This window comes from Streptomyces sp. NPDC038280 (genome assembly GCF_055600045.1).
Genome location: NZ_JBVJYZ010000008.1, coordinates 295,462 through 305,298 on the forward strand (window position 1 = coordinate 295,462; position 9,837 = coordinate 305,298).

The following is a 9,837-nucleotide window of genomic DNA, read 5'->3' on the forward strand; positions in this document are numbered from 1 at the left end:
GGGCACCGCCGGCGCCTCGTCCACCGGCCCCGGTCGGGGGACGCACTTCGACCTAGGCCCTGCGCCCTAATCGACGGCCGTCCCGGGGCCGATACGGAGTGTCACAACCCGCCGGTACCGTGAAGACATGAGTCATCGACCGAGCTCCGGCCTCGCCGCCGTGAGCACCGCACTGCTGGCGATGAGCAGGCACCTCGAGGTGCGCGACGTCCTCAAGACGATCGTCGCCTCGGCCCGTGAGCTGCTCGACGCCGAATACGCGGCGCTCGGCGTCCCCGACGACCACGGGGGCTTCGCCCAGTTCGTCGTCGACGGCGTCAGCGACGAGCAGTGGAAGGCCATCGGCCCGCTGCCCCGCCAGCACGGCATCCTCGCGGCGATGCTCCACGACGCCCAGGCCGAGCGCCTCGCCGACGTGCGCGAGGACCCCCGCTTCGAGGGCTGGCCCTCCGCCCACCCGGAGATGTCCGACTTCCTGGGGCTGCCCATCCGCGACGGCGACGAGACGATCGGCGCCCTCTTCCTCGCCAACAAGCGCTGCCCCAAGACCTCACGCACGCGCGAGGACGGCTGCGGCTTCACCGAGGAGGACGAGGAGCTCCTCGGCATCCTCGCCCAGCACGCCGCGATCGCTCTCACCAACGCCCGGCTGTACGAGCGGAGCCGGGAGCTCACCATCGCCGAGGAGCGCTCGCGCCTCGCCCACGAGCTGCACGACGCCGTCAGCCAGAAGCTGTTCTCGCTCCGCCTCACCGCCCAGGCCGCCGCCGCCCTCGTCGACCGCGACCCGGCCCGCGCCAAGGGCGAGCTCCAGCAAGTCGCCGAGCTCGCCGCCGAGGCCGCGGACGAGCTCCGCGCCGCCGTTGTCGAGCTGCGCCCCGCCGCCCTCGACGAGGACGGCCTGGTCAACACCTTGCGTACGCACATCCAGGTCCTGGACCGTGCCCACACCGCCCATGTCACCTTCGACAGCTGCGGCATACGCGCCCTTCCTGCCGCCCAGGAGGAAGCCCTGCTCCGGGTCGCCCAGGAGGCGCTGCACAACGCGCTGCGCCACTCGCAGGCCGGCCTGGTGGCCGTCTCCCTCGTCCGCCGGGGCCAGGGCGCGCTGCTGAGCGTCACCGACGACGGCAAGGGGTTCGAGCCCCGCGCGGTCCGCAGGGCCGGGCGCCACCTCGGGCTGGTGTCGATGCGCCACCGGGCGGGCGGCGTGGGCGGCAGACTCACCGTGCAGTCGGCGCCCGGTCAGGGCACCACGATCGAGATGGAGGTCCCCGGTGGCTGATCCAGTGTCGTCAGCGTCGACGGCGAAAGCCGGTATCCGCGTCCTGCTGGTCGACGACCACCAGGTGGTCCGCCGCGGCCTGCGCACCTTCCTGGAGGTCCAGGACGACATCGAGGTGGTGGGGGAGGCCGGCGACGGCGCCGACGGAGTCGCCCGCGCCGAGGAGCTGCGCCCCGACGTCGTACTGATGGACGTCAAGATGCCCGGCATGGACGGCATCGAGGCCCTGCGCAAACTGCGCGAGCTGGCCAACCCCGCGAAGGTGCTGATCGTCACCAGCTTCACCGAACAGCGCACCGTCGTCCCGGCCCTGCGCGCGGGCGCCGCGGGATACGTATACAAGGACGTCGACCCGGACGCGCTGGCCGACGCCATCCGCTCCGTCCACGCCGGTCACGTGCTGCTCCAGCCGGAGGTGGCCGGCGCGCTGCTCTCCCAGGACGACGGCCACAGCGGTACGGGCCGTGGCGGCACGCTCACCGAACGGGAGCGCGAAGTCCTCGGCCTGATCGCCGACGGACGTTCGAACCGGGAGATCGCCCGGGCGCTGGTCCTCTCGGAGAAGACCGTCAAGACGCACGTCTCCAACATCCTGATGAAGCTCGACCTCGCCGACCGCACACAGGCCGCGCTCTGGGCCGTCCGACATGGGATGACGAACTGACCGGACGCCGCGCACCGGTCCGACCAGATGGTTGCACGCCGATCCGAGATTCATACCGTCGTGTGTATGTCACCCACTTGGCGCATCCTGCGCGGCGCCCGGCCGTTCTTCATGGCGTGCCGCGGCGATTGGCCGCGGCGATGACCAGGAGGATCCTGAAGTGAAGAACCTGAAGAAGGCCGCTGCCGTAGCCATGATCGCTGGTGGCATCGTCGCCGCCGGTGCGGGTGCCGCCTCCGCCGACGCGGACGCGAACGGCAAGGCCCTCAACTCGCCGGGTGCCGTCTCCGGCAACCTGGTGCAGGCCCCGGTCCACGTCCCCGTGAACGCCACGGGCAACAGCGTGAACGTGATCGGCGCCCTGAACCCGACCTTCGGGAACGCGAGCTCCAACCACTGAGCACATGAGTGACCCGACCGGCCCCCCACCACTCCCCGGGGGGCCGGTCGCGCGTGTGCGCTCACGCCCCCCGGCGCGCGCCCGTCACCGCTCCCGCTCCTCCACGTACGCGTTGTACGCCGCCACCTGAGCCCGCCGCGCCACCCGCTCCACCGGCCGCAGCGCATCCCCCCGCGCCGCCATCTCCGACGCGCTGACCGCGCCGCCATGACCGTGGTCGTACGCCAGCGAGATCAGCAGGGCCACCCGCTGGGCCAGCTCCAGTACCCGTACCGCCCGTGCCGGGTACCCCGGAGCCAGCACCTCGCGGCCCGCCTCGGCCCTCGCCCGGTACGCGTCCCGCGCCGCGTCGGCCACCGGCCCCGACCCCGCCACGTCGAGCCGGGTCAGCGCCGCCGTCGCCTCCCGCAATGCCTCCGCCAGCTCCCGCTCGGCCTCCCCGAGCGACGGCACGTCCGCCGGCGGGGCGTCCCGTACCGGCAGGCACCGCCAGACGACCTCCACGTGCACATCGCCGCGCGGTCCCGCCTCGGACACCTCCGGCACCAGCCCGTACGGCGCGCCGAACCCGACGACCGCCTCCTGCGCCTCCAGCGCCGCCGCGTTGAAGTCCGCCGGCCCGCTGAGGCCCAGCGGATGCCCCGGGGCGGGCAGCGCGACCCGGTACCCGGTGATCCCGAGCCCCCGCAGCCGCCCCAGCGCCAGCGTCAGACCCACCGGCGCGGCCTCGCCCGGCAGTCCTTCCACGCGGTGCACCGCGTCCTCACCGACGATCGCGAAGGCGGCGTCATCAGGTGATACAAATCCGGCCAACAGGGCATTTCCCCAAGCGGCCAACCGTCCTGAGCGTGGTTCAGAGAGCATGGACCCAGCCTAGGCACCTGCCCACGCACCGGCCCCCTCCACCAGTGGCGTAGGTTTTCCCTGGGAGCTGCGCCCACAGGCGCACGCGACAACGACTCGACCGCAAGGGGAGACAACGCGCTCATGAGCGATGTACTGGAGCTGGTGGACGTATCCGTGGTCCGCGACGGACGCGCTCTGGTGGACGATGTCTCCTGGTCGGTCAAGGAAGGTGAGCGCTGGGTCATCCTCGGGCCCAACGGCGCCGGCAAGACCACCCTCCTCAACATCGCGTCCAGCTACCTCTTCCCCACCAGCGGCACGTCCCGGGTCCTCGGCGAGCAGCTCGGGAAGGTCGACGTCTTCGAACTCCGCCCGCGCATCGGCATGGCCGGCATCGCCATGGCCGAGAAGCTGCCCAAGCGCCAGTCCGTCCTGCAGACCGTCCTCACCGCCGCGTACGGCATGACCGCCACGTGGCACGAGGACTACGACGCCGTCGACGAGCAGCGCGCCCGTGCCTTCCTCGACCGGCTCGGCATGAGCGACTACGTCGACCGCAAGTTCGGCACCCTCTCCGAGGGCGAGCGCAAGCGGACCCTCATCGCCCGCGCCATGATGACCGACCCCGAGCTCCTCCTCCTCGACGAGCCCGCCGCCGGTCTCGACCTCGGCGGCCGCGAGGACCTGGTCCGCCGCCTCGGCCGTCTCGCCCGCGACCCGTACGCCCCCTCCATGATCATGGTCACGCACCATGTCGAGGAGATCGCCCCGGGCTTCACCCACGTTCTGATGATCCGTCAGGGCAAGGTGCTCGCCGCGGGCCCCATGGAGACCGAGCTCACCTCCCGCAACCTCTCCCTCTGCTTCGGCCTGCCCCTCGTCGTCGAGCACGTCGGCGAGCGCTACACCGCCCAGGGACTCCCGCTCAGCTGACCCGCCGGAGCCTCCCGCCGGACCCACCGCGCCCTGTCCGGGAACCGGCCCGCCGCCTACCATGACGATGTGGACATCGACGCGTGGGTGTGGTGGCTGATCGGCGCGGTGGGACTCGGCATCCCGCTCGTCCTGACGGCGATGCCCGAGCTCGGCATGCTCTCCGCCGGCGCCATCGCCGGAGCAGTCACCGCCGCACTCGGATTCGGCATGGTGACGCAGGTGGTGGTCTTCGCCGCTGTGTCCGTGGCCCTCATCGCCGTCGTCCGCCCCATCGCGGCCCGGCACCGCGACGGACGTCCTCAACTCGCCACCGGCATCGACGCCCTGAGGGGTCGTCAAGCCGTCGTGCTGGAACGGGTGGACGGCAGCGGCGGCCGGATCAAGCTCGCGGGCGAGGTCTGGTCGGCCCGCACCCTGGACTCCACCCAGACCTTCGAACCGGGCCAGCAGGTCGACGTCGTGGAGATCGACGGGGCCACCGCCGTCGTCATGTGACCGAACGGCACACACGAGGGCCCGCGGTCTGGAAAACTCGATGATCAGAATCAACCGGTAGCGAAGGGCTCGGGGAACACGATGCCATCAGTCATCATCGTCCTGATCATTCTGGTGGTGCTTGTCTTCATCGCACTGATCAAGACGATCCAGGTCATCCCGCAGGCGAGCGCCGCGATCGTGGAGCGCTTCGGCCGCTACACCCGCACCCTCAACGCGGGCCTGAACATCGTCGTCCCGTTCATCGACTCGATCCGCAACCGCATCGACCTGCGCGAACAGGTCGTCCCGTTCCCGCCCCAGCCGGTGATCACCCAGGACAACCTGGTCGTCAACATCGACACGGTGATCTACTACCAGGTGACCGACGCCCGGGCCGCGACCTACGAAGTCGCCAGCTACATCCAGGCGATCGAGCAGCTCACCGTCACCACCCTGCGCAACATCATCGGTGGCATGGACCTGGAGCGGACCCTCACCTCCCGCGAGGAGATCAACGCGGCGCTGCGCGGCGTCCTCGACGAGGCCACCGGCAAGTGGGGCATCCGCGTCAACCGCGTCGAGCTCAAGGCGATCGAGCCGCCGACCTCCATCCAGGACTCGATGGAGAAGCAGATGCGCGCCGACCGTGACAAGCGCGCGGCGATCCTCACCGCCGAAGGCATCCGCCAGTCGCAGATCCTCACCGCCGAAGGCGAGAAGCAGTCCGCGATCCTGCGCGCCGAAGGTGAGGCCAAGGCCGCAGCCCTGCGCGCCGAGGGCGAGGCCCAGGCCGTGCGTACGGTCTTCGAGGCCATCCACGCGGGTGACCCCGACCAGAAGCTGCTGTCGTACCAGTACCTCCAGATGCTCCCGAAGATCGCCGAGGGCGACGCCAACAAGCTCTGGATCGTGCCCAGCGAGATCGGCGACGCCCTCAAGGGCCTCTCCGGTGCCTTCGGGAACCTCGGCGGAGGAGCGCCCGGATTCAACACGGGTGGCAACGGCGGCAAGCCCGGCACCGAGCGCCGCGAGGAACCCCCCGTCGACTGACCGCAGTTGACTGTGCCGTACAACGTTCGTGCATGATCAGTGAGGCCCCCCGACCTCCATGGCGGGGAGGCGTCTCACTGATTGTGTAAGGAGATGGCTTTGTCCATCTGGGAAGCACTCGCAGTCTTCGCCGCCGGCATCGGCGCCGGCACCATCAACACGATCGTCGGCTCGGGCACCCTCATCACCTTCCCGGTGCTCCTGGCCACCGGCCTCCCGCCGATCACCGCGAACGTGTCCAACGCACTCGGCCTGGTCCCCGGATCCATCAGCGGAGCCATCGGCTACCGCCGCGAACTGCGCGGCCAGACCGCCCGCGTCCTCCGCCTCGGCGGCACAGCCCTCCTCGGCGGCCTCCTCGGCGCGTTCCTGCTCATCGCCCTGCCGTCCGACGCCTTCGACGCGATCGTCCCCGTACTGATCGGACTCGCGCTCGTCCTCGTACTGCTCCAGCCGCGCATCGCGGCCGTCGTCCAGCGGCGCAGAGAGGCCAGCGGCACCGAAGCCGACCCCCACGGCGGCTTCGCGCTCCTCCTCGGACTCTTCCTCGCCAGCGCCTACGGGGGCTACTTCGGCGCCGCCCAAGGAGTCCTCTACCTCTCCCTGATGGGCCTGCTGCTCCACGACAGCCTCCAGCGCATCAACGCCGTCAAGAACATCCTCGGAGCCGTCGTCAACGGCATCGCCGCCGTCTTCTTCCTGTTCGTCGCCGAGTTCGACTGGACCGCCGTCCTGCTCATCGCGGTCGGGTCCACCATCGGCGGCCAGATCGGCGCCAAGGTCGGCCGCCGCCTCCCGCCCACCGTCCTGCGCGGGGTGATCATCGCCGTCGGCATCGTCGCGATCCTGCAGCTCACCCTCAAGTAGCGCCGCCGACGCCGGACACCGGCCCGCGGCACGACAAGAGCCCGTCCTCCACGAGGACGGGCTCTCCACGCACCCGAAAAGCCCGGCTACGGGACCTACGCGGCCGGCGCAGCGCCCGAAGCCAGCCACTCCGGCAGCGCCGAGCGGTCACCGGCCGCCAGAGACAACAGCATCGCGTCCGCCGGAGACGGCACGAACGGCTCCCTCAGCAACGGCATCCCCGCCTGCTCGGGCGTACGGTCGGCCTTCCGGTGATTGTCCTCGGCACAGGACGCGACCGTGTTCAGCCAGCTGTCCGCACCACCCTGCGCCCGGGGCACCACATGGTCCACCGTCGTCGCACGCCTCCCGCAGTACGCGCACCGGTGCTGGTCCCTGACCAGCACACCCCGCCTCGACCACGGCGCCTGTCTTCGGAAGGGCACCCGTACATAGCGGCAGAGCCTGATCACTCGCGGCACCGGAAGATCGACGGCGGCCGCACGCACACGAAGAGCCGGGTGAGCCTGCTCGACGACGGCCTTGTCCGTCAGGACAAGCACCACCGCACGGTTGAGTGTGACCGTCGAAAGCGGCTCGAAGCTCGCATTCAGAACCAGCGTGTCCCGCATTGTGCCCACCTCCCGTGTGCCGGCCCACCCCCGTGGCGGGCTTGGATCAACTCTGGCCGGGCGCGCCGCGTTGGACAACGCAATATCTGTGCTCCGCCGGGGTCACCCCCGGGCGTCCAGAAATAAAAGATGCCCGCTTCTGATCTCTCCAAGACCAGAAGCGGGCAAACAACAAACGAACGCTCAGCCGCCCGAGGGAGCCTCGTACTCACCGATCAGCTGGGCACGCCCGAGCGTGTGGAACCGCAGATTGAAGCCCACCGCCGCGGGCGACGTATCCGCGTCCGGCCCGAGCTTCTCGGTGTCCACCGCGTACACGGTGAAGACGTACCGGTGGTTCTCACCGGCCGGCGGCGCGGCGCCACCGAAGTCCTTCGACCCGTAGTCGTTGCGGGCGTGCACCGCGCCCTTCGGCAGCCCCTCGAACTTCCCGCTGCCCGCACCCGTCGGCAACTCGGTGACCGTCGCCGGAATGTCGAACAGCACCCAGTGCCAGAAACCGCTGCCGGTCGGCGCGTCCGGGTCGAAGCACGTCACGGCGAAGCTCTTGGTCTTCGCCGGGAAGCCCTCCCAGCGCAGCTGCGGCGACGTGTTGCCCTTCGCGTGCACCTGCGCGTCCTTCAGCACCGCCCCCGGTTCGATGTCGTCGCTCACCACTGTGAACGACGGCACCTGCGGGTGGAAGTCATGAGGGAGCGGCGCCCTCTTGCCCTCGGCCACGTCTGAACCTCCGATTCGCCTGTACTGGCTTGTCGAACCGAGCCTAGAGCCAGTTGCGGCGACCACCGACGTCGGCGAGCCACTGGTTCAGGTACGCCGCCCAGTCGGTCGTGTGGAAGTCGTTGAGCCCCACCTTGAAGGAACGGAACGAGTCGCTGCCCTCGCTGAACAGACCCGGCTTCTTGTCCATCTCCAGGACGACGTCCATCTCACGGTCGTCCGCGACGAAGCTGACCTCGACCTGGTTCAGCCCCCGGTACTGCTGCGGCGGGAAGAACTCGATCTCCTGGTAGAACGGCAGCCGCTGACGCGTGCCCCGGATGTGCCCACGCTCCATGTCGGCACTCTTGAAGCGGAAGCCCAGCTGGATGAAGGCGTCCAGGATGGCCTGCTGCGCCGGCAGCGGATGCACGTTGATGGGGTCCAGGTCGCCCGAGTCCACGGCCCGCGCGATCTCCAGCTCCGTGGTCACACCGATGTGCATGCCGTGCAGCCGCTGCCCGGCGATGGTGGTGACCGGCGTCTCCCACGGAATCTCGAGCCCGAACGGCACCACGTGCACGGCACCCGGCTGCACCACGAAAGCGCCCCCGAGGCGGACCTTGGTGAACTCGATGTCCTGCTTGACCTCCTGCTCACCGCCCTCTACCTCGACCCGCGCCTGCAGACCGATCGACAGCCCTTCGATCTGCTGCTCGACCGAGCCGCCCTGGATCCGCACCTCGCCCTGGACGACGCCACCGGGAACGACGTTCTCCTCGGTGAGCACCGTCTCGACGGACGCGCCACCGGCACCCAGGCTCGCGAGCAGCTTCTTGAACCCCATGTCCACTCCTTCTTGGTCTTGACCCCTACATACGCGCGACGACCGTAGCCGGTTCCCCAGTACCCTCGGACGCCATGATCGAGAGCTCCGACCGTACGCCGCTTCCGCGGGCCTTCTTCGACCGCCCCGTACTGGAGGTCGCGCCCGACCTCCTCGGCCGCACCCTCGTACGCAGAACGAGCGAAGGCACGATCGAGCTCCGCCTCACCGAGGTCGAGGCATACGCGGGCGATCTCGACCCCGGCTCCCACGCCTTCCGAGGCCGCACGCCCCGCAACGCGGTCATGTTCGGTCCGCCCGGCCACGCGTACGTCTACTTCACGTACGGCATGTGGCACTGCCTGAACCTGGTGTGCGGCCCCGAGGGGAGGGCGAGCGGTGTCCTGCTGCGGGCCGGGGAGATCCGGGCGGGCGCGGACCTCGCCCGCACCCGCCGCATCTCGGCCCGCAACGACAAGGAACTGGCCAAAGGCCCGGCCCGGCTCGCCACCGCCCTCGACGTGGACCGCGTCCTCAACGGCACGGACACCTGCGCCGGCCCCGACGCCCCTCTGTCCGTCCTGACGGGCACCCCGCCCCCTGCTGACCAGGTACGCACCGGCCCCCGCACGGGAGTCGGCGGCGACGGCGCCCCCCACCCCTGGCGTTACTGGATCGACGGCGACCCCACAGTGAGCCCCTATCGGGCCCACGCGCCACGCAGGAGGGCAACTTGACTCGACCTCCGAGGCCGCCTAACGTAGCCCAAGCCGCTTGAGACGGGTCATGCTGTTCAGCAGCCCTGAAGCGGCCATCCACTACCAACGACGAACCCCAACGGGTGCGATTTCGGCATGCCGGAATTCAATCCGGGAGGCTCGATTATGAGTCGCCAGGGAAATCGGCTAAAGTAGTGGACACGCCGAAAGGGAGCCGAAAGGCAACCGGAAGGCAAAAGGCCCCCAACGGCCACCGGAAACAGAATCCGAACCGGAAACGGAACGGAAAACGGATCTGGTAAGGTTGGAAACACGAAAGACCGAAGGGAAAGCCCGGAGGAAAGCCCCAGAAGATGTTCTGCGGGTGAGTACAAAGGAAGCGTCCGTTCCTTGAGAACTCAACAGCGTGCCAAAAGTCAACGCCAGATATGTTGATACCCCGTCTCCACATCGTGGA

General features: G+C 69.6%; 12 protein-coding genes. 8 read left to right on the forward strand and 4 right to left on the reverse strand.

All coding sequences use genetic code 11. The features are described from left to right. Positions 1–127: 127 nt before the first annotated feature. From ACZ7J0_RS19260 to ACZ7J0_RS19270, 3 genes are all read left to right on the forward strand, one after another. The gene (locus ACZ7J0_RS19260) at positions 128–1,285 is read left to right on the forward strand and encodes a GAF domain-containing sensor histidine kinase (RefSeq protein ID WP_470888824.1); all 1,158 of its coding nucleotides are present in this window, start codon (positions 128–130) and stop codon (positions 1,283–1,285) included. After that, complete coding sequence (locus tag ACZ7J0_RS19265; RefSeq protein WP_470888826.1) at positions 1,278–1,949, forward strand: response regulator; 672 nt, start codon at positions 1,278–1,280, stop codon at positions 1,947–1,949. The genes ACZ7J0_RS19260 and ACZ7J0_RS19265 overlap by 8 nt, the downstream gene beginning before the upstream one ends. 160 nt (positions 1,950–2,109) lie before the next feature. After that, positions 2,110–2,349, forward strand: coding sequence for a chaplin (locus ACZ7J0_RS19270; protein ID WP_470888828.1), 240 nt, complete (start codon positions 2,110–2,112; stop codon positions 2,347–2,349). Positions 2,350–2,433: 84 nt separating this feature from the next. Here the strand turns inward: ACZ7J0_RS19270 and ACZ7J0_RS19275 are convergent, their stop codons facing one another. Further along, positions 2,434–3,213: a hypothetical protein gene (locus ACZ7J0_RS19275; RefSeq protein ID WP_470888830.1), complete on the reverse strand. Its 780-nt coding sequence runs from the start codon at positions 3,211–3,213 to the stop codon at positions 2,434–2,436. Between the two features lie 123 nt (positions 3,214–3,336). Here ACZ7J0_RS19275 and ACZ7J0_RS19280 point away from each other — a divergent pair, with 123 nt between their 5' ends. From ACZ7J0_RS19280 to ACZ7J0_RS19295, 4 genes are all read left to right on the forward strand, one after another. Then, complete coding sequence (locus ACZ7J0_RS19280; protein WP_470888832.1) at positions 3,337–4,128, forward strand: ABC transporter ATP-binding protein; 792 nt, start codon at positions 3,337–3,339, stop codon at positions 4,126–4,128. 69 nt (positions 4,129–4,197) lie between these two features. Next, positions 4,198–4,626, forward strand: a complete 429-nt coding sequence (locus ACZ7J0_RS19285; RefSeq protein ID WP_470888834.1) for an NfeD family protein — start codon at positions 4,198–4,200, stop codon at positions 4,624–4,626. Positions 4,627–4,707: 81 nt separating this feature from the next. Further along, on the forward strand, positions 4,708–5,658 hold the full coding sequence (locus tag ACZ7J0_RS19290; protein ID WP_469117863.1) for an SPFH domain-containing protein: 951 nt from the start codon (positions 4,708–4,710) through the stop codon (positions 5,656–5,658). Positions 5,659–5,751: 93 nt separating this feature from the next. Further along, on the forward strand, positions 5,752–6,525 hold the full coding sequence (locus ACZ7J0_RS19295; RefSeq protein WP_468714736.1) for a sulfite exporter TauE/SafE family protein: 774 nt from the start codon (positions 5,752–5,754) through the stop codon (positions 6,523–6,525). Positions 6,526–6,620: 95 nt separating this feature from the next. Here the strand turns inward: ACZ7J0_RS19295 and ACZ7J0_RS19300 are convergent, their stop codons facing one another. The 3 genes from ACZ7J0_RS19300 to ACZ7J0_RS19310 all read right to left on the reverse strand — a co-directional run bounded on the left by ACZ7J0_RS19300 (position 6,621) and on the right by ACZ7J0_RS19310 (position 8,682). Further along, a complete protein-coding gene (locus ACZ7J0_RS19300; protein WP_468714734.1) occupies positions 6,621–7,136 on the reverse strand; it encodes an HNH endonuclease in 516 nt (171 codons plus the stop codon). A gap of 183 nt (positions 7,137–7,319) precedes the next feature. After that, entirely contained in the window at positions 7,320–7,856 is a 537-nt protein-coding gene (locus tag ACZ7J0_RS19305; protein ID WP_470888837.1) for a YbhB/YbcL family Raf kinase inhibitor-like protein, read from the reverse strand. Positions 7,857–7,899: 43 nt separating this feature from the next. Continuing rightward, positions 7,900–8,682 carry a sporulation protein gene (locus tag ACZ7J0_RS19310; RefSeq protein WP_470888839.1) on the reverse strand — a complete coding sequence of 261 codons (783 nt, stop codon included), beginning with the start codon at positions 8,680–8,682 and terminating at the stop codon, positions 7,900–7,902. 74 nt (positions 8,683–8,756) lie between these two features. Here ACZ7J0_RS19310 and ACZ7J0_RS19315 point away from each other — a divergent pair, with 74 nt between their 5' ends. Continuing rightward, positions 8,757–9,398, forward strand: a complete 642-nt coding sequence (locus ACZ7J0_RS19315; protein ID WP_470888841.1) for a DNA-3-methyladenine glycosylase — start codon at positions 8,757–8,759, stop codon at positions 9,396–9,398. Positions 9,399–9,837: the final 439 nt, after the last annotated feature.